The organism is Alteromonas sp. ISO5 (genome assembly GCF_058105165.1).
This window is the reverse complement of record NZ_CM176572.1, coordinates 1,842,942-1,861,291: the sequence shown is the minus strand read 5'-3', so window position 1 is coordinate 1,861,291 and position 18,350 is coordinate 1,842,942. Positions and strand designations below refer to the sequence as shown.

General features: G+C 49.9%; 20 protein-coding genes. 5 read left to right on the top strand and 15 right to left on the bottom strand.

What is annotated here, in order from left to right; translation table 11 throughout:
• Positions 1-78: 78 nt before the first annotated feature.
• Both AC2T0J_RS08550 and AC2T0J_RS08545 read right to left on the bottom strand, forming a co-directional pair.
• The gene (locus tag AC2T0J_RS08550; protein ID WP_489809711.1) at positions 79-936 is read right to left on the bottom strand and encodes a class II glutamine amidotransferase; all 858 of its coding nucleotides are present in this window, start codon (positions 934-936) and stop codon (positions 79-81) included.
• Between the two features lie 279 nt (positions 937-1,215).
• A complete protein-coding gene (locus AC2T0J_RS08545; protein WP_489809710.1) occupies positions 1,216-1,449 on the bottom strand; it encodes a hypothetical protein in 234 nt (77 codons plus the stop codon).
• Here AC2T0J_RS08545 and AC2T0J_RS08540 point away from each other — a divergent pair.
• The gene (locus tag AC2T0J_RS08540; protein ID WP_489810307.1) at positions 1,396-1,812 is read left to right on the top strand and encodes a GGDEF domain-containing protein; all 417 of its coding nucleotides are present in this window, start codon (positions 1,396-1,398) and stop codon (positions 1,810-1,812) included. The genes AC2T0J_RS08545 and AC2T0J_RS08540 overlap by 54 nt on opposite strands.
• 135 nt (positions 1,813-1,947) lie before the next feature.
• On the top strand, positions 1,948-2,844 hold the full coding sequence (locus AC2T0J_RS08535) for a tetratricopeptide repeat protein (RefSeq protein ID WP_489809709.1): 897 nt from the start codon (positions 1,948-1,950) through the stop codon (positions 2,842-2,844).
• 23 nt (positions 2,845-2,867) lie between these two features.
• Here the strand turns inward: AC2T0J_RS08535 and AC2T0J_RS08530 are convergent, their stop codons facing one another.
• Positions 2,868-4,037 carry an MFS transporter gene (locus AC2T0J_RS08530; protein ID WP_489809708.1) on the bottom strand — a complete coding sequence of 390 codons (1,170 nt, stop codon included), beginning with the start codon at positions 4,035-4,037 and terminating at the stop codon, positions 2,868-2,870.
• 366 nt (positions 4,038-4,403) lie between these two features.
• On the opposite strand from AC2T0J_RS08530, the gene AC2T0J_RS08525 reads away from it, so the two are divergent.
• A complete protein-coding gene (locus AC2T0J_RS08525) occupies positions 4,404-4,622 on the top strand; it encodes a hypothetical protein (protein ID WP_489809707.1) in 219 nt (72 codons plus the stop codon).
• 468 nt (positions 4,623-5,090) lie between these two features.
• On the opposite strand, the gene AC2T0J_RS08520 is transcribed toward AC2T0J_RS08525, so the two are convergent.
• Entirely contained in the window at positions 5,091-6,113 is a 1,023-nt protein-coding gene (locus tag AC2T0J_RS08520; RefSeq protein ID WP_489809706.1) for a 1-aminocyclopropane-1-carboxylate deaminase, read from the bottom strand.
• Positions 6,114-6,286: 173 nt separating this feature from the next.
• Here AC2T0J_RS08520 and AC2T0J_RS08515 point away from each other — a divergent pair, with 173 nt between their 5' ends.
• A complete protein-coding gene (locus AC2T0J_RS08515; protein WP_489809705.1) occupies positions 6,287-6,820 on the top strand; it encodes a helix-turn-helix domain-containing protein in 534 nt (177 codons plus the stop codon).
• A gap of 25 nt (positions 6,821-6,845) precedes the next feature.
• Here the strand turns inward: AC2T0J_RS08515 and AC2T0J_RS08510 are convergent, their stop codons facing one another.
• The 5 genes from AC2T0J_RS08510 to AC2T0J_RS08490 all read right to left on the bottom strand — a co-directional run bounded on the left by AC2T0J_RS08510 (position 6,846) and on the right by AC2T0J_RS08490 (position 11,642).
• Positions 6,846-7,682 carry a sulfotransferase family protein gene (locus AC2T0J_RS08510; RefSeq protein ID WP_489809704.1) on the bottom strand — a complete coding sequence of 279 codons (837 nt, stop codon included), beginning with the start codon at positions 7,680-7,682 and terminating at the stop codon, positions 6,846-6,848.
• A 123-nt stretch (positions 7,683-7,805) separates the two neighbouring features.
• A complete protein-coding gene (locus AC2T0J_RS08505; protein WP_489809703.1) occupies positions 7,806-9,116 on the bottom strand; it encodes a short-chain fatty acid transporter in 1,311 nt (436 codons plus the stop codon).
• Between the two features lie 159 nt (positions 9,117-9,275).
• Positions 9,276-9,668: a carboxymuconolactone decarboxylase family protein gene (locus AC2T0J_RS08500; protein WP_489809702.1), complete on the bottom strand. Its 393-nt coding sequence runs from the start codon at positions 9,666-9,668 to the stop codon at positions 9,276-9,278.
• Positions 9,665-11,083: an MATE family efflux transporter gene (locus AC2T0J_RS08495; RefSeq protein WP_489809701.1), complete on the bottom strand. Its 1,419-nt coding sequence runs from the start codon at positions 11,081-11,083 to the stop codon at positions 9,665-9,667. Before AC2T0J_RS08495 ends, AC2T0J_RS08500 begins: the two co-directional genes overlap by 4 nt.
• A complete protein-coding gene (locus tag AC2T0J_RS08490) occupies positions 11,067-11,642 on the bottom strand; it encodes a DUF2239 family protein (protein ID WP_489809700.1) in 576 nt (191 codons plus the stop codon). The genes AC2T0J_RS08495 and AC2T0J_RS08490 overlap by 17 nt, the downstream gene beginning before the upstream one ends.
• A 199-nt stretch (positions 11,643-11,841) precedes the next feature.
• Between AC2T0J_RS08490 and AC2T0J_RS08485 the strand changes: the two genes are divergently transcribed.
• The gene (locus AC2T0J_RS08485; RefSeq protein WP_489809699.1) at positions 11,842-12,333 is read left to right on the top strand and encodes a Kelch repeat-containing protein; all 492 of its coding nucleotides are present in this window, start codon (positions 11,842-11,844) and stop codon (positions 12,331-12,333) included.
• Between the two features lie 21 nt (positions 12,334-12,354).
• On the opposite strand, the gene arsB is transcribed toward AC2T0J_RS08485, so the two are convergent.
• From arsB to AC2T0J_RS08455, 6 genes are all read right to left on the bottom strand, one after another.
• The gene (arsB, locus tag AC2T0J_RS08480) at positions 12,355-13,371 is read right to left on the bottom strand and encodes an ACR3 family arsenite efflux transporter (protein ID WP_489809698.1); all 1,017 of its coding nucleotides are present in this window, start codon (positions 13,369-13,371) and stop codon (positions 12,355-12,357) included.
• 11 nt (positions 13,372-13,382) lie between these two features.
• Positions 13,383-14,102, bottom strand: a complete 720-nt coding sequence (gene arsH, locus AC2T0J_RS08475) for an arsenical resistance protein ArsH (protein WP_489809697.1) — start codon at positions 14,100-14,102, stop codon at positions 13,383-13,385.
• The gene (locus AC2T0J_RS08470; RefSeq protein ID WP_489809696.1) at positions 14,102-14,572 is read right to left on the bottom strand and encodes an arsenate reductase ArsC; all 471 of its coding nucleotides are present in this window, start codon (positions 14,570-14,572) and stop codon (positions 14,102-14,104) included. The genes arsH and AC2T0J_RS08470 overlap by 1 nt, the downstream gene beginning before the upstream one ends.
• Before the next feature lie 24 nt (positions 14,573-14,596).
• Positions 14,597-14,932, bottom strand: a complete 336-nt coding sequence (locus AC2T0J_RS08465) for a metalloregulator ArsR/SmtB family transcription factor (protein ID WP_489809695.1) — start codon at positions 14,930-14,932, stop codon at positions 14,597-14,599.
• Between the two features lie 128 nt (positions 14,933-15,060).
• Entirely contained in the window at positions 15,061-17,166 is a 2,106-nt protein-coding gene (locus tag AC2T0J_RS08460) for an alpha-glucuronidase family glycosyl hydrolase (protein WP_489809694.1), read from the bottom strand.
• Between the two features lie 157 nt (positions 17,167-17,323).
• The gene (locus AC2T0J_RS08455; protein WP_489809693.1) at positions 17,324-18,223 is read right to left on the bottom strand and encodes a DMT family transporter; all 900 of its coding nucleotides are present in this window, start codon (positions 18,221-18,223) and stop codon (positions 17,324-17,326) included.
• Positions 18,224-18,350 lie beyond the last annotated feature (127 nt).

Here is an 18,350-nt window from a genome sequence, read left to right as displayed (position 1 = left end):
AATTGTGTGATTTTCACACTACCTTATTAAGCTGGCCAGGTAAGCAGCAAATTTGTAACGATTTATAACACTCTTGCTTCAACTCTGTCCTGGCCTGGGTTCACAGTCCCTGGGCATATTTTTCGGGCTGGTCAGCGCCGCTTCTGTGGAATGCACCGGCACCTCAACTCTGCCATTGGCAACCACTTCGCCAAGCTGCCATAAGCGCCACTCACCGCGCTCGTAGACGTCCCATTGCTCGTCACTGGTCAGTGGTTCGGTGGCAATGACACTGACCACATCCTTTGGCGTAGTTTCAGCAGCAAAATCAATTTCTACTTCCACGTCTTTCAGACAAGCCGGGCCAAAAGGCGCGCGCCGGGTAATACTAGCCAATTTGGTGCTGCAAAAGGTAAACAGCCAGTCACCGTTACTTAGCAAACAGTTAAACACGCCCTGACGGGCATACTCCTGAGCAAGCGCGACCAGGGTTTGGGTCAGTTGCCCCGGCATGGCATCCCGGGGCAGGCTGTGACGGACCTGATTCATAATATCACAGAACAGCTCTTCACTATCGGTATCGCCAATGGCTTCGTACATGCCCACCCGCCGGGAGAAGCCCGGGATCTGGCCGTTATGCGCAAATACCCAGTTGCGTCCCCACAACTCGCGAACAAAAGGATGCGTATTAGCCAGGTTAATATTGCCAACGTTAGCCTGACGAATATGACAGATAGCAGTTTTACTCTTAATGGGTAGTTTGCCGACAAATTCTGCTATGGGTGAAGTGGCACAGGGCTCCGGATCGTGAAACAGCCGCACGCCTTTACCCTCATAGAACGCCACACCCCAGCCGTCTTTGTGTGGCCCGGTTGCACCGCCTCGGCGTGTGAGTCCGGTAAAACTAAAACACAAATCGGTGGGCGTATTGGCACTCATACCGAGCAATTCACACATTGGCAAACCTCAAAATAAACAGCTATATGGGAAGAATAATCACTGACTCCGGGGGATTCAACTCTGCATGGCAGTTATTACCGTCTTGTTTAAGAACCAAACGCCCGGCGCTTCTGCAAAAGGTCAGAAAATACTGACGCAGAGCAATACAAACAACTGTTTTATATGGGAAATTATAAGAAACATCTGAAAAGCTTAAGTTGACACCTTATTTCACCAACTTATACTATTCCAGTCTGGGTGCCTGAGCGCTAATAGCGCTAAACTGTTGGGTAGTATTCAGGCCAACAGAACACCTCGCCCGGCGTGCATCTCCCTAACTGTAGCACAGCAGGAATTAAACTCGGAAGTATAGCTACCCGTATCCGGCCGATAATAAACAATAATGACCTTCCCAGCGCTTTTTAACAAGCGCTTGATTTCTATCGAAATAACACCGGCAACGAGTTCAATTCCTATATCGCGCTGCTCGACATTGACCACGTTAAAACCATTAACAATAAATTTGGTCACTTGTACGGCGACGAGGTATTAATCCACTTTGCCAATATCATACGCTCGACCTTCCGCCATTCCGACTTTTTGTTCCGCTATGGTGGTGAAGAATTTCTGGTGATCATTAACCAAATCAATGAAAACGGTGCCCTGGCGGTACTGGAACGATTCCGCCTGGCGGTTGAGGCTTGCCAGTTTCCCTCAGGTAACGTCACTTTGAGCATTGGTTGTACAGCAATTAAAACACAACCGGCCGTGCCACTGATGATCGAAGTTGCAGACGAAGCGCTTTACCTGTCAAAATCAAATGGCAGGAATCAAACCAATATTCTTGAGCGCTCAGCGAAACAGTTCGTTAATAACGATATAGAGTTTATTTGAGTTGGCGATGTGCTCATCTTCAGCAGCCAGGTCTGAAGCAAGGCATATTTAAACGGAAAGTGACTTTTGGCACTGTTTACCCTCTCCGGCTAAACCGTATCCTGAGTCCAATTAACACGACAGGGAATATAAGTGATGTCGCATAAACTCACCCTTTTACTGCTATCCGGCAGCTTACTAACGGCAAATCTAACCTTAGCCGAAAAACCAGCAGATCAGGTAGATAAGTTACTTGAACAGGCGCAAACCATGTTGGGCTCCGACATCGACGATGCCGAAGAAAAAATTGAAGAAGCTCTCGAACTCGCCCCTAAACGCGCTGATGTTCACTTTTTATGTGGCCAGGTCATGGGCATTCAGGCCAGTCAGTCGATTTTCTCAGCGCTGAGCTATGCAGGTAAATCCCTTGATTGCTTTAAACAGGCGGCCGCGCTGGAACCAGAAAACACCGATTATAAATATGGTCTGATGATGTTTTATCTGGGGGCGCCAGGCATTGCCGGCGGCGACACGGAACTGGCCTGGCAACAGGTAAACGATATTGCGGTACTTGATGAGCAGGCGGGTATGCGTGCTAAATTAAACTTCTACCGCCAGACCGATGACAACAAGGCCTATACCGAAACCATGGCCACCGCCCAACAACGCTACCCTGACCATGCCGAGTTCTATTATCAGCACGGACTGGTTCTACAGCAACGGGAGCAGTACGAACTGGCACTGGCTGAATTCACGCAAGCCACCAACGCCAGCATAGATGATGACGAGGCGCACTTTAAGCTAAGTGCACTGTACCAGATAGGCCGCAACGCGGTATTTAGTAAACAATCAGTTCAGCAAGGTATCGAAGCGTTACTGGAATATGTCGAGGCAGTACCGGCTGACACAGGCCTGCCGTCTGAGCAATGGGCTCACTTTCGTCTGGCTCAGCTCTACCGGCTGACCAGCGCAACCGATGCCGTAAAACAGCACCTGAAACTCGCTGCGGAAACCGACGATAAGCAATTACAGGACAACCTCGACGAGTTTTAATCAAGTGACAGCCAGCATGTCGTTTATAGCTCAGCCATCTGGGTATCGTTAGCGGATACCCGACGGTTGCTACTGAGCAACATATACAAACTGGTAGCAATTAAACACACCGCCAGATACACCGGCAAGCCCTGACTGACAATGCCGGTATTCGCGGCCATTAGCGGGCCCGCTACCGAGCCAACGCTGTAGCTCAGCAGCATAAATTCGGTAGCAGCCACAATTTTAGTAACGGGTAAACCATCACAAACCAGCGCAATGGCCACCGGGTAAAGGGCAAAACTGCATGCGCCCAGCAACAAATAGCAGCCTATGATGACAGCGAACTCTCCGGCCCAGGCAATGCCCATTACGCTTATTCCACCAATGACACAAAAACCGGCCATCAATAAGCGTTTGCTACAACGGGGCGATAAATAACTCACTAGCGGCTGCACCAGCATACCGCCAAGAATAATCACCGCCATCAGTAACCCGGTATTCGGCGCATAATTGGTTCTTGCGATATACAGCGGCATAAGACCATAAATGGGGCCAAGCACTAAGCCTGATACCAGACAGCCCATTACTGCAGGACGACTAAGTCCCTTTAACTCTGTTAAACGCAGCGGCTGAGACTGGTGCTGTTGCGGCTGGCCGGATTTAACCAGCAAGGGGACCAGCACTGCCAGAAGCAGCAGTCCAATCACAAATAGATAGGGCAAGGCGCCGTCGATACCTAATGGCTTAATAGCCAGCTGGCCCACCGCTGTGCCGCCATACAATGACGTCATATAAAGGCCCAGGCGCTTAGCCCTGGCTTTGGCGGTATCGGTCATTAATAACCAGGACTCTACCACCACAAATACGCCGGCTACAGCAACCCCGGCAACCAAACGCGCCGCCAGCCAGGCAGCTTCAGCAGGCCAGACCACCTGAACCGCAACCGTTAACGTGAGTAGCAATAGAAATGCGATAAAGGCAATCCGGTGACCGGATACCCTCACAATTCGCTGTATGGTAAAAGCACCAATCAGCAAGCCCAGATAAAAGACCGACGCCAGCCAAGGCGCCAGCGTTGACGGCAACCCATTAACTTTTAACGAAAGCGGAATCAGGCTCATTAAAAAACCAGAGGCCACTGCAAAGAAAGACAACCCTAAAACAGGCACAAGGGGGCTGCCGGGTGTATTGCCAGATGCAACATCGACCATTTTAGAATCCATAAGAAACACTGCGCTACCGAAGAATAAGAATGAGGTGGTAGAAACTGCAGAGATGAAATTGGCGGCGAATTTATGCTTGTTTCAGGCGAAAGTAAAGCAAAAATCACTGGCTCAGTACAATACAAAAACTAATCCAACACAATAGCTGCCCAGAGCATTATGGTAGCGGCCTGAAGGGACTGATGAAGTCCCGGGAATTGCAGTAAATATGTTTGCCTTGCAGCATTTTAAAAGTAGTCCCGTCATAGGCGCGAATATGCAAAAGTGCCTTACCCCATTCAATGACGGAAGATAAATGACAACCATCAAGGATATTGCCGAAGCAGCAAACGTTTCCCCGCTACCGTTTCACGTGTGATTAATAATGGTCCAAAGGTTGGCTCGAAAACTCGCAAGCACGTGAAAGCGGTCATGAAAAAATGGGCTATGGACCCAACAATAATGCGCGGCGTTGGTCACACAAAAAAGCACATCTATGGGGCTGGTGCTGGCAAAGCTAATGGACTCGTTTTTTTGCCACCTATACCGATGCCATCGAAAAAGTGGCACGTAAAGCCAACTCGCAACTATTAATGAACTCCGGCTCAGTGCATGCTGATATCGAGTTGAAGGCGATTGATACACTGCTGAATCACCGGATAAAAAGCCATCGCGGTTCACGCCAGATTTCTCGATGACGACACTCTGATTCAGCTGGCGCGACAGGCCCCTGGCGTTGTGCTGATCAACCGCTATATTGACGCTATCAAACATCGCTGTGTATGGCTGGATAATATAGCCGGCGAGCGAATGATGGCAGAACATGTGCTGCAGGCGCAATGTTGTCGCGCTAAGTTAACCACCATGAATATACTATCGCGTGGATGGCCTAACAAGCAGCCAGTCTGGCATTAGATTACGCACAGGGTAAACAACTTGATGCAGATATCTCTTATCAAGATCTGGCCACAATTGTGGCCAGAAACTCTGTTGCCCGACTTCCCCGTTAACGAGCGCCATTGCTTAGAGGCACGCCTTTGCTTCATCTTCTGCGCATACCTCCTAACCGTCTTTATAGTGGTAACTGTAACCGTTAAGTGCCGGAGCGCCGCCCAGGTGCGCATAAAGTACTTTTGACCCTTCCGGAAAGAAGCCTTTCTTAGTCAGATCAATCAGTCCCTGCATCGACTTTCCTTCATAGACCGGGTCGGTGATCATCGCTTCTGTTTTTGCTGCCAGACGGATCGCTTCATTCGTTTCATCTGATGGTACGCCGTAAGCCGGATAGGCGTAATCCGGGTTAATTACGATTTCATCTTCACGAACTTCGCGCCCTAAACTAACCAACTCTGCCGTCTTATTCACAATGCTGGTAACCTGCTCACGGGTTTGAGCCACGGTGCCAGAAGCGTCAATACCAATTACCGTATCGGCACGGTCATGATTAGCGAAGCCTACAATCATACCGCCCTGGGTAGAGCCCGTAACAACGCACACCACGATATAGTCAAACTTAAACCCCAGTTCTTTTTCCTGCGCAATCACTTCTTCGGCAAAGCCGATGTAACCCAGCGCTCCGTACTTATGCACCGACGCTCCGGCTGGGATGGCATAAGGCTTACCACCAGCATCCTTAACCGACTGAATGGCCTGCTGCCAGCTGTCACGAATACCAATATCAAAACCGTCGTCCACTAAGCGACTATCAGCACCCATCAGGCGCGTTAACTGGATATTGCCGACCCGGTCGTAAACCGCATCATAATGAGGCACCCATTTTTCCTGCACGACGACACACTTCATGCCAATCTTTGCCGCCGTAGCGGCGACCATGCGGGTATGATTAGACTGTACGCCACCAATCGACACCAGGGTATCCGCACCGCTGGCCAGGGCGTCGGGCACAATGTACTCGAGCTTTCTGAGCTTATTGCCCCCCAGTGCCAGACCGGAATTGCAATCCTCACGCTTGGCATAGATATCAACCTTGCCACCGAGCGCCTCACTCAGGCGTGGCAAATACTCGATTGGTGTCACCCCAAAAGTAAGAGGGTAACGCTCAAAGTTACTGATCAATGACTTCATAAACCTGTTTCCCGAAAAAATAATTGATGCTCACTGCGTTACCTGCACCGGCCGGTGTGGGCCTTCCTGCTTTATGTAACAATTATCAGACCTGAGTCCTGTTGTGCGTTATACTGCACAACGACAACCCACCATACCACTGTGCGTTATAGCGCACAAACAATTATTTCGTTATGGCAGAACAAGAATTCAAACAACATATCGCGCAACATTTAAAGGCATTACGCAACGCCCAGGGCCTGAGTCTGGATGCGGTAGCTAAATTAACCGGTGTTTCCAAGGCAATGCTTGGTCAGATAGAGCGGCAGGAATCGAGCCCGACGATTTCAACATTGTGGAAAATCGCCAGTGGTTTAGATGCCTCTTTTTCTGCATTTTTTGCCACCAATACAGACGAAAAAACCAGCGACGAGACTTTTCCTGAAGATCCGAATATGAAGGTCAAAGCTATCTTTGCGTATCGTGATGATACGCGAATGGAAGTGATGGAAGTCAGCCTGCTTAATTTTCATGAACAACAATCCGACCCTCACGCCACCGGCGTGATTGAACATGTTCATGTGCTAAATGGCGAGCTGTCGGTGTATTTTGATAATGCGTGGCACGAGCTAAAAGCGGGACAAAGTCTGCGTTTCTTTGCCGACCAACCGCATACTTATAAAGCCCGCTCTGACCACACCGTTTTTCACAATATTATTTGCTATTAACCAGGATTAGGCGCGCGACCCAACGCTACTTTTTGGCATTGCGTCGCGCCTTACGTAACTGATACTGCAGTTGCAGTTCACCCATAATTTTTTGGTGTAACGCATAGTAGCTTTTTTCGAGGCTGCCGATGCGAGTACTAAGGTCCGCCATATCGGTGTAATTGAGATCGCTCATCACGTCCTGGCACACATTGTTAATAATGCCTATCTGGCGTGGTGAAAACGCCGCTTTCCACTTGGATAAGCTCGACTTTTCAATAGGTTTCCGGGTATTCATATTGGAGCGGTTCTGGCCGAACTCTAACGGCTTTTTATAATATTCGAGCATACCCTGATCGAAGTCTACGCCCAGAAATTCGCAGATCCTGGTTAAAACCTGCTGGTTGTTTTCTATCAGGTTTTCGTAGGTAAACCATAAGCATCGGCGCTGATGAGCACGGCAAAAATCCAGCTGTGTGGTAACTTCATCCTGCCAACGTAAAGCCCCGGTATAAGGCGTAGTACCAAGCCCCCAGGCATTATCTATATACGAGGCAACAACTGCACGCGGGTCGCGAATTATCACTATAAATTTACTGTCCGGATAATGCTCGGCTAGTTCGTCAAGGTGTGGCGTTAACATCGGATCTTTCCAGCCCCACTGAATACCTTTCGACTCCAGCGATGTGACATCAATAGAATACCTATCCCGCAACCGTCCAGTTATTCTGCCGTGCAAAACTTCAGTAGTGTAAGGCTTATCAAAAACGCCGTAAGTACCCATTTCATTTTGAATAAATAGTTCAGGGTGTGCCGACAACATTCGGGTTAAAAGCGTAGTACCGGAACGCTGCGTACCTATAATGAAAATGGGTTGCTGCATTGACAAAAAACTCAAGTTAAGAAGTAGTTATATCTTGCTTTAAGATACCGGGCACTGCAAGTTGCATGTCAACTTTGACAAAGGATTTGTAGAGGTTTCAATCTGTCGGCGAGGAGAAACTGATTACAATACCATTAACACAGCGCTGATTATGATACCTGTAATGATAAGCTGTACAAGACAAAAACCCATTATGTCTTTAGCTTTTAAGCCCGCAATGGCCAGCACCGGAAGCGCCCAGAATGGTTGGATTAAGTTTGTCCAGGCATCTCCCCATGCCACCGCCATGGCCACTTTACTCACATCTGTACCCAGTTCGAGGGCAGCGGGTAACACAACAGGCGCCTGCACCGCCCATTGACCACCACCAGATGGAATTAACATATTAACGATACCTGCACTAAGAAAACTATAGAGCGCCAGTGTATCTGTGGTGGCGGCACTAATTAGCCATTGCGATAAGTCTCTGGCCAGACCCGATTGAACCATTACCGCCATAATCCCTGCGTAGAAAGGGAACTGCAGTACAATCCCACTGGCTCCCTGAATCGCCTGCTGCATGCTATGCAATAAACGCTCGGGCGTACCGTGTAATACAATAGCCAGAAACAGAAATAAAAAGTTTATAATATTAAGGTTTAGCGTGCCGCCCTCGGTGAAGTACAGACAAAGATAAATAATCCCCGCCAGCCCGGCCAAAATTGCCAGTGTAGGGTTACGCTCAAGTTTTTCCGCTGGGCGTAGATCCCCGGATGGAACTGGTGGTTCAGGTTCATCCAGCCGCTTAGGATCAACATATATCCGGTCAGTTTCCGCCGGCATCATCGCTCTGTTTACGGCAGGCATGATCACAATCAGGATCGCCAGTATTATCAAATTCAACGGCGAGAACAAGGTGTCGCTAGTGCTGACAACACCAATCAAATCTTCGGTAAAATGGCCGGGAGTCGCTATAGTCAAAGGAACGGACCCAGCCAGTCCACCATGCCACACCACAAAACTAGAGTAGGCACTGGCGACCAGTAAGCGATAATCCACCTCGATTCGACGTGCTATGGCTTTGGCAAATAATGCACCAACGACCAGCCCAAAACCCCAGTTAAGCCAGCTCGCCAACATGGATACCAGGGTTACCAGGATGATTGCTTTACCGGGCGTGGCAGCCAGACGAGCGAGTATATTCAGTGCATTCTTCACAAGCACAGTGCTAGCCAGCATATGGCCTGACACCAGAACTAATAACATTTGCATTGAGAATGTGAGCAGACTCCAGAAGCCTCCCCCCCAGTACTCTAAAACCTGGGTTACGGGTTGCTGTTGCAGCACCACTGCCGCCCCAATGACCAGAAGGGTTAACGCTAAAACAAAAACGAAGGGATCCGGAAGGTATTTCTCTACCAGCTTTACAAAAGGTTTCGCGGCAGCGGTTAGCATCGTTAAGATATCCTTATAACCCTGTTTTTATTTAGTTAACTTGCATATTACTTACTGTAGCTTCAGATTAAAGCTCAGGCTACTGCTGGGTGTAATTCATGCATTGAACTCAATAACAACCGCTTGCCAGCCTATTCAATCAACAGGTTTCAGCTCCAGCTAGTCATTTTCAGCCTGCCAGGCCAGTATAGCCTCTTCCGCAGCGCGGAACGCCTCAATCCCTGCCGGCATGCCACAATAGACGGCAGAGTGCAGCAGGACTTCCTGTATTTCCGCCACACTGCAGCCGTTGCGCAGCGCGCCTCTTACGTGGCCTTTAAGCTCGGTAGAGGCTTTAAGCGCAGCCAGCGTAGCAATAGTGACCAGACTGCGGGTTTGTTTATTAATACCGTCGCGTACCCAGGTTTCGCCCCAGGCGTTACGGATCACCATATCCTGCAGCGGCTGGCTGAACTCAGAGGCGTTATTCATGGCCCTATTCACATGAGCATCGCCCATGACTTCGCGCCGTATTCTCAGCCCCTGTTTGTAGCTGTCATTGTCTTTGCTCATATCGCCTCTTGCTTGATGGATTGTGACTCAGGTTGATTCACTACATACAATAAACCAAAGCGATGGTTGCCCTGTATAGCACGATGGTACAATATGCCACCGGTGAGCAACAGAGCGAGAAATTCGGCCGCCGGCCCTGCATACCAGATCCCCCATTCTCCCCACAGCAACGGCAACACAAAAATTAGTGGCAGGGCAAACAGGTAGGTTTTGGCAATACTTAGTATACCCGCCCGTCTGGCGTCACCGATACTTTGAAAATAAAAGCTGATCAGCATTAATGGCCCCAGCAGGAATAACGCCAGGCTCACTACGGGCAGCAATCTGGCTATTTCATTTGTCACCGCCGGATCGTCAACAAATAACCCCCCGATATCGGCGCGCAGCCACCACAGTAACGCTTCTGTAACCCCGCCGTAAAGCAGGGCAACACCAACGGCAATACACAAACTGCGATTAGACCGCTGAAATTGCTCCGCGCCGACGTTATTCCCCACAATACTTTGCATGGCAAGACCCAGCCCAAGTAACGGCAAATAAATAAAGGTCATGACCCGGGTAATCACACCATAAGCGCTTACGGTTACTTCGTAGCTGTAAGGCAACCATTGCTGCAGACTAAACAGAATAGCCCCGGATGTCAGTGCCACACCAACATAGGTCAGGCTAGAAGGTGCGCCCAGTGACAAAAACTCGCGCCATCGGTTGTGCACCGCCGTTAATGCAAAGAATGGTATGCCGAGACGGTTTTTGTGACTGCTGCGAAACCCCCACACCGCCCCTAAAGCAATGATTTGCGCGGCAATGGTACCATACGAGGAACCGGCCACGCCCAGCTCCAAAAGCACGATAAAAACGTAATTCATAACGCCGTTACCCACAGTCGTTAACAGCGAAACCAGCGCAATAAAACCGATATGTCCCTCACTGCGCAAACTGTCTGAAGCAACCCCCAGCCAGAAAATCAGCGGCGCACCGACCATAATAATGCTCATATAAGTAAAACTCATTGCTGCCTGCGCCTGATTGCCATTATTACTGGCCAGCGCCAGCGCCTGACCGGTCAGGCTAAAGACCGTCAGCAGGATAACGCTGATAACCAGCGCCAGTGTGAGTGCCTGAGCATAGGCGTTTCGCGCGTCGTCATGCTGGCCGGCACCACTCAGGCGGGCCATCACACTGGCGAAACCGCTGGCAATCCAGGTCGACAATGCAATCAACACCATAAACAGTGGAAACATCGCAGTCACCGCCGCCAACGCATCGGCCCCCACAAATACACCGATAAAATAGGCGTCCACCAGATTCAGCGAACCGCTCACCACCATCATCAGAATAATCGGCAACGCAGTTTTCAAAAATACCTGCGTTAGCGGCGGGCTAACGTAGGGATTGTGGCTAGTTTGTACCGTCATGAGAGTCATTTCCTATGATTAGCAAGCGTTTAAACTTGTCCTGATATATTGCCTGCAGCGCCTCTGGCCAATTGGCTATCGCCTGCATAAACGCCGTTTCATCGAGGCGATAAAGGGCCCGCGAAGCGGCTTCGAAGCCGGCCTCATCCTCAAATACCCGCATCATGCTGTACAGCTGATCTTGCTTAATGCGTCTTTCCTGGGCCGGTGCCATGCGACTCATGGCCGAGTCAATCAATCGCCGCAACGTAGTGGAGGCGCCGCCTCGTTGCACTGACAACCACTCCCAATGCTCAGGGAGTAGGGTGACTTCTTTTGAGATCACGCCAAGCTTGGGACGACCGCGCTTTTTGGCTGGCGGGACCAGTGCTGCAGGCAAGCGTCGGATGACCTCTTCGGCATCGCCGCGCCAGTCAATGTCCACCCGCTTGCCATTGTCCAGTTTGTATAGATAAGGTTCTGCGTCGGGGAACTGCTTTAATGCGTCGCGAATAACCGCCGGCAACTCCCCCTGCGCGATCAGCGACTTATTATGTATCGCAATATAGGTGCTACTCATGATTTTTATTTCTCGATTAATTTTACCGGGGTAAAAATAGCAAATGCTCAACATTAAATCAATATTACCCGGGTAAAATTAAAGTGAAATACAAACGAAAAATAAAGGGGTCAGAGTACATTATTGTTTCGGCAATAATGTACTCTGACCCCTTTATTTGGATTGGGTTGGTTAACCTACGGAACTTGGACGCAGGACTTTGTCCCTGCTGCGTTCGCGCATACGGGCGGAAAAAGGGTTACAGAATGTTGCCTGGTTTAGCGTCTTCGACACCAATAACGGCGTATGGACAGTGCTCCCGGATATGCCTGCCGCCATTTCAACCAAAGCGATTGCCCACCAGGGCAACATATACATCGTCGGCGGTTATGACGGTAAACCGAGTAAGAGTTTTTACCAATTCACCCCGGGGTCATCGCAATGGCGCGAGATGCCTCCATTACCGATTGCAACAGGCGCTCATTCGATGGCGGTAATTCACAACAGCCTCTACACCTTTGGCAACTACGACGAGCTGGCAAAAACGCTTCGCTACGACTTTAACACCGGCCAATGGGCTGAGACCGGGCTGCCTTTTAAACTCAGCCGACACAACGCCAGTACCTCGCTGGACAGCAGTATTTATGTTATCGGTCGCACAACCAGTCGAAGTGGTTCTCACCTTAACTACATACAGAAATTCACATTCTGAGCAGAGCTTGCGGGCCCTTGGTCAGCCAAACCAATGTCGTGTGCGGTTGGCAAACCAGACTAACGACAGCATCACCGGCACTTCCACCAGTACGCCCACCACGGTGGCCAGTGCCGCACCAGAATGCAGACCAAACAACGAAATGGCTACTGCAACCGCCAGCTCAAAGAAGTTAGACGTACCAATCATACACGCCGGTGCAGCCACGTTGTGCGGCAACCTGAGCTGCTTGGCAATGAAATAGGCTATGGCAAATATGCCGTAAGTCTGAATGAGCAGCGGAATAGCAATCAATACTATCGCCTGAGGCTTGTTAAGAATGGTTTCTGACTGAAAGCCAAATAACAACACCACGGTTGCCAGCAAACCAATGATTGACCAGGGTTTCATGGTGGCAAGAAACTGATTTAACCGGGAGTGATCATCTCCCTTATCCAGCTTGTTACGAGTTATAGCACCGGCCACCAGGGGGATCAGCACATACAATAACACGGATAAAAACAGCGTATCCCAGGGCACGGTAATGTCGGTAACCCCCAGCAGCATGCCAGCGATAGGAGCAAAAACGAAAATCATGATAATGTCGTTGATAGACACCTGTACCAGGGTGTAATTAGCGTCCCCTTTGGTGAGCTGACTCCACACGAACACCATGGCGGTACAGGGCGCTACGCCTAACAAAATCATACCGGCAATGTACTCACTGGCGGTTTGCGGATCGACCCAGTCGGCAAAAATACCTTTAAAGAATAACCAGCCAAGCAGCGCCATGGTAAACGGTTTTACCAACCAGTTAATGATCAGGGTTAGCGCCAATCCTTTTGGCTTTTCGCCCACATTCTTTAAGGATGAGAAATCGATCTGTACCATCATCGGATAGATCATCAGCCAAATCAGTACCGCAATCACCAGATTAACGTGGGCGTACTCAATAGCGGCGATGGCCGCAAACATGTCTGGAGAGAGGCTGCCCAGTGCAATACCACCGAGAATGGCGAGCCCGACCCATACCGACAAGTAACGTTCAAATAATCCCATACTCAGACTCCCTAAATAGACCGCTGGTTAACCCGCTCGCTGAGCTTTTCAGCCGACTCCACCCGCTCTGAATAACGGTCGACAAAGTACTCTTTGTTAGTGCGCAGCAGCAGGGTAAACTTCATTAGCTCTTCCATCACATCGACAATGCGATTGTAGTAGGACGAAGGCTTCATTCTGTCGTTTTCGTCAAACTCCATAAAAGCCTTGGCCACACTCGACTGATTGGGAATTGTCACCATCCGCATCCAGCGACCAAGTACCCGCAATTGATTCACCACGTTAAACGACTGAGAACCGCCACACACCTGCATCACCGCCAGGGTTTTGCCCTGGGTGGGGCGCACACTGCCAACACTTAAGGGCACCCAGTCTATCTGACTCTTAAATACGCTGGTCATGGAGCCGTGCCGTTCCGGTGAACACCATACCTGCCCTTCAGACCACATCATTAGCGAACGTAACTCCTGCACCTTTGGATGGTTTTCATCTTCGGTATCGGTTTGCGGCAATCCCTCAGGGTTAAAGATTTTGACTTCTGCGCCCATCCGGATAAGCAGCCGGGCACACTCTTCCACTACTAGTCGGCTGAAGGAGCGTTTACGGAGCGAACCGTAAAGTAACAATATACGCGGTGCATGCTGAGCAGCTGCGCTCTGACATTTTTCAAAACTGGGAATATCCAGTTGCGACGCATCAATATTAGGCAGTGAAGTATCTTCGACGCTCATTATTGCGCTCCCAGTGCCGTCAGCGCGGCTTTGAGTTCGGCGGGTGACGCGCTTTTCTCTGCCACCGGCAACAGCTTGTTAACCCGTTTAGTGATTTCGCTGATACAGGCGCGGAAAGCCGCCGCTTTTTGCTCGTCGCTGCCTTCCACCTTGGAGGGATCGCTCAGTCCCCAGTGCACTTTTACGGATTTTCCGAACCACACCGGGCAGGTTTCGCCGGCTGCTGAGTCACACACGGTAACCACCACATCCGGCGCAAAAGCTTCAAACTCATCCCACGACTGGCTGGTTAGGCCTTCAGTAGGGATCCCTGCTTCAGTGAGATACTGTAAAGAAAGCGGATGCACCACACCGGATGGCTGACTGCCGGCACTCCTGGCAATGATTTTATCACCGGCCACATGGTTAGTGATGGCTTCAGACAAGATGCTACGGCAACGATTATGGGTACAAATATACAGAATTTTCATGGCGGACCTTTGCTTAATGCGTGGTTACTGACAGCCCGGCCCTTGCTGCCGGTACTGATGAAGTTTATCGATGGCGGAACTAAAGTAAGACTGATTATTCTCAGCGGCCAGGCGGATAATATCCAGCGCCCACTCAGGCAAATCCTGGTGCAGTCGGTAATACACCCACTTACCACGTCGTTCATCCTGCAAAATGCCGCAGCGACGCAGCTCTGCCAGATGACGGGACACCTTAGGCTGGTCGAGCTCCAGCGCTGCAATGAGATCGCAGACACAAGCTTCCCCAAAGTGACTTATCAGCAACACCGACTGCAATCGGGTGTTATCCGACAGGCATTTGAAAAGTTGTAATGGCATCATTCAACACATCCGGAAAATCACATATGTAAATTATCATATATGTGTTTTGCCGTATGTCAAATATAAAAAAAAGCGGTGACAGGGTTTCCCGCATCACCGCTTTGAAGTTTAACAAACAGAGGTAAGGCTTATCCCTGACCCGGCGCGTAAGGGAATTTGCGCGACTGATACTCTTTCAGACTGCCTTGAGGTTGTGGCAGACCGGCAGGAATAGGGCGTTCAGAGAACATCTGGAAATACAGTACGCTGGCATCGCGCCACCATTTCGCTTCCTGATATTGTATGCTCAGGGCCATTTCAACCTGACGAAACTGGTTGGCATCAATGTAGGGCTTTACCTGTTGCCAGCGCTGTTGCATATCGCTGACGCCATCTACGCCGCGGTAATAATATCCAACCAGTTCGTTCCATAACGTCTCGCCATTCGCCAGTTGGTAATCCCACGGCAAATGATGAAACCACAACAACAACTCCTTCGGTGTAGTGTCCGGATTAGCAAACTTCTGTTGCCAGTAGGGCGCATACTGGCTGATAGCATTCGTGCCCGAAGCAGTGCGGTCCAGCCCAATTCCCTGTTTATCAGCGCGATGGTAGTACACAGGATTCCAGTCTGCCCGCCCGAGGTTATCTACCCACGGACCCGGCCCGTAGTGGTGACCGGAGTCCATCAGGTGATGCAAGCCAAGCGGTGTCATGTATTCCACTACATACTCTCGCGAGGGCATCATTATGGCTTCCACCTGCCGGACGGCCTGCGGTTGCACGGTAAGGGTTTGCTTGATCCACTCATTGGCGATCTGCTGCGCACTTAATGTGTGATCCCAGGCTAAACGGCCAAATGCATACCAGTTAGACTGGGCAAAGATATGACCGGTCCAGTTACGCTGCATACCAGTATTAGCTACCCCTGCGATGCCGGTAAGCTGATAGTTATACAACGAACCATCCACCACCTTAGCCACGGTTGAGCCCGGGCCTTTAACGTGAGTATCAGCATCCATGGCCTCTTTAAACAAGGTGCCCAAATAGGCTAAGTGAGTGGAAAAGCCGAGGTATTCCTGGGTAATTTGCAGCTCCATGGCCAGCGGAGTTTCTGGCGTAGCGCCAAACATCGGACTGAAAGGCTCGCGCGGCTGAAAATCGATAGGGCCGTTTTTCACCTGCACAATCACGTTGTCCATAAACTTACCGTCCAATGGCACAAACTCATCATAAGCCTGCAGACTGCGCTCTTTGACCGGGTCATTGGCATACACAAAAGCTCGCCAGAACACCACGCCGCCATAGGGCTTTAATGCGCTAGCCAGCATATTCGCGCCCTGGGCATGAGTGCGGCCGTAATCGCCGGGGCCCGGCTGCCCTTCTGAGTTGGCTTTCACCAGAAAGCCACCAAAGTCAGGGATTAGCTGATAAATTTCCGCCGCCTTCTTTTTCCACCACTGCTTAACCTGTGGGTCGAGCGGATCTGAGGTATCCAGCCCGTCTAACTGTTGTGGCGAGCTAAACTTGATCGACAAGTACATTTTGATGCCATAAGGACGCACAATGTCGGCGAGGGCTTTGACCTTCTGCAAATACATGGGGGTCAATATCAGCGCATTAGCGTTAACATTTAGCGGCACCATGCCATTAATACCAATGCTTGCATTCGCTCTGGCATAATCATAATAACGCTGGTCTTTATCAAGCGGCAGGCGATGCCAGTCAAAAATCGATTCACCAGCATAACCACGCTCTGTATGACGGTCGAGGTCATCCCAGTGATTCAATAAGCGACGTTGAATTTTGGGGTTTTGCAGTACCGACAACGAATCCAGTGGCTGTTGAGTAAACACCAAACGTAACAGGTGATAACTGCCATACAATAAACCAATATCCGTTTTTGCGGTGATCAGGATATCGTTACCGTGACGCTTAAGAATAAAGCCTTCATCGCCCAGTTTTGATGTTACATCAGCCTGCAGGTTGAAGCGAGACTGAAGCGTCTGGTTAAGCTTCTGTACCAGCAAGGTGCCATTGGACTGACCCACCCGGTTAGCAAATGCGCGGCGAAATTCATCGCGGATTATATTGTGGGTCTCGGTGCGACCAACCACGTTCAGACGCGCAGCCGGTAATGCCGCATCAATCACATTATAACGCTGCCAAAGACGATAGCCGTCCTCTCCGCTAAAATCCGGTACTGCCATCACCCGGGCGCTGATCAATAACAATAAGCAGACTACAATTCGCACGTAACTCTCCAATGGCTAACACATCATGGGCGAGCCTATCACTGTGGATTTAGCTCGTCAGCGAATAAGTAAATTTAGTGTTAACTTCATAATAAAACGTAAAAGTCGTAACTTCTGTTATCTCCCGCTTTATCAACTGGCTTCCCGGAATCGCATCTTACGTTCGAACGCCTGCAAACCGTATAAACCATCTCCCTTTGTTGATCATTAAGTAGTTGCCAATCAGGATCAGCAAGAGACCAGCGGAGCTGCTATGTGTCCAGTGGTAGCCTTCATACAGGGCAGACAAGCTCAGCGCGACCACCGGAAAGAGGACGGTGGTATAAGCCGCAGTCCCAGGTCCAACGCGACTGACCAAAGAAAGATAAGCCGTGAAGCCAATCACGGAGCCAAACAACGCTAGATAGAGCAGGCTAAAAGTGTACTCGGCGCCAGCCCCCCAGGCAAAAGGCACTCCTCGAACCAAACAGATAGCCAGTAACAATACGGTGCCATACATCATGGCCCACATATTACTTTGTAACGGTGTGATACCCGCCTTACCATGGCGAACTGAAATCATATTACCAAACGAAAAGAACAGAGTCCCCAGGGCCGCCAAACCACAACCTTTAAGTGTAGAGAGCCAACTGTCATCCAAACGAATTTCCGGTGCCATTAACAAAGCCAGACCAATTACGCCAAACAATGACGCCAGCCAGACATAGCTCTCTACCCTGGTTTTGAAGAATATCCGGCCGTTTATAGCGTTATAGAGCGTAGCAAGGCAAAAGATGACGGATACCAGACCAGAAGGAATATAGCGGGTAGCATAATAAAAACAGATGAAATTCAGCGAGAACAGGCAGGCTCCCTGAGCAACAAAAAACAACTGATCGTGGTGGCTGCCAATCCGCCCTTTTTTTAGCAGCATCACCAATGGGATCATCATCGCTGTAGCCAACCCAAACCGATAAAATACCGACACTACAATATCCACATTGCCCAGCTGATAATAAATAGCCAGCCAGGTGGTCCCCCAAATGGCGACGGTTAATACATATAAAAATAGCGTCATCAGTTTTACTCGCAGAAAAAGAAAGCCGTGAGCATAACGCTGGCAGTACAAACAAACTGGGACATTCCTGACATTTTGGGACAATCCTGCGGTTATTTTTGGACTTCACCGTGCCCGCCGCCAAATT

Bases quoted from the DNA above. Each gene is read 5' to 3' on its own strand.
- arsH (WP_489809697.1), bottom strand. From the start codon at position 14,102: ATGAGCGTCGAAGATACTTCACTGCCTAATATTGATGCGTCGCAACTG.
- AC2T0J_RS08500 (WP_489809702.1), bottom strand. From the start codon at position 9,668: ATGAGCAAAGACAATGACAGCTACAAACAGGGGCTGAGAATACGGCGC.
- AC2T0J_RS08520 (WP_489809706.1), bottom strand. From the start codon at position 6,113: ATGAAGTCATTGATCAGTAACTTTGAGCGTTACCCTCTTACTTTTGGG.
- AC2T0J_RS08550 (WP_489809711.1), bottom strand. From the start codon at position 936: ATGTGTGAATTGCTCGGTATGAGTGCCAATACGCCCACCGATTTGTGT.
- AC2T0J_RS08510 (WP_489809704.1), bottom strand. From the start codon at position 7,682: ATGCAGCAACCCATTTTCATTATAGGTACGCAGCGTTCCGGTACTACG.
- arsB (WP_489809698.1), bottom strand. From the start codon at position 13,371: ATGGGATTATTTGAACGTTACTTGTCGGTATGGGTCGGGCTCGCCATT.
- AC2T0J_RS08505 (WP_489809703.1), bottom strand. From the start codon at position 9,116: ATGCTAACCGCTGCCGCGAAACCTTTTGTAAAGCTGGTAGAGAAATAC.
- AC2T0J_RS08465 (WP_489809695.1), bottom strand. From the start codon at position 14,932: ATGATGCCATTACAACTTTTCAAATGCCTGTCGGATAACACCCGATTG.
- AC2T0J_RS08530 (WP_489809708.1), bottom strand. From the start codon at position 4,037: ATGGTCGATGTTGCATCTGGCAATACACCCGGCAGCCCCCTTGTGCCT.
- AC2T0J_RS08495 (WP_489809701.1), bottom strand. From the start codon at position 11,083: ATGACGGTACAAACTAGCCACAATCCCTACGTTAGCCCGCCGCTAACG.
- AC2T0J_RS08490 (WP_489809700.1), bottom strand. From the start codon at position 11,642: ATGAGTAGCACCTATATTGCGATACATAATAAGTCGCTGATCGCGCAG.
- AC2T0J_RS08470 (WP_489809696.1), bottom strand. From the start codon at position 14,572: ATGAAAATTCTGTATATTTGTACCCATAATCGTTGCCGTAGCATCTTG.
- AC2T0J_RS08455 (WP_489809693.1), bottom strand. From the start codon at position 18,223: ATGACGCTATTTTTATATGTATTAACCGTCGCCATTTGGGGGACCACC.
- AC2T0J_RS08515 (WP_489809705.1), top strand. From the start codon at position 6,287: ATGGCAGAACAAGAATTCAAACAACATATCGCGCAACATTTAAAGGCA.
- AC2T0J_RS08535 (WP_489809709.1), top strand. From the start codon at position 1,948: ATGTCGCATAAACTCACCCTTTTACTGCTATCCGGCAGCTTACTAACG.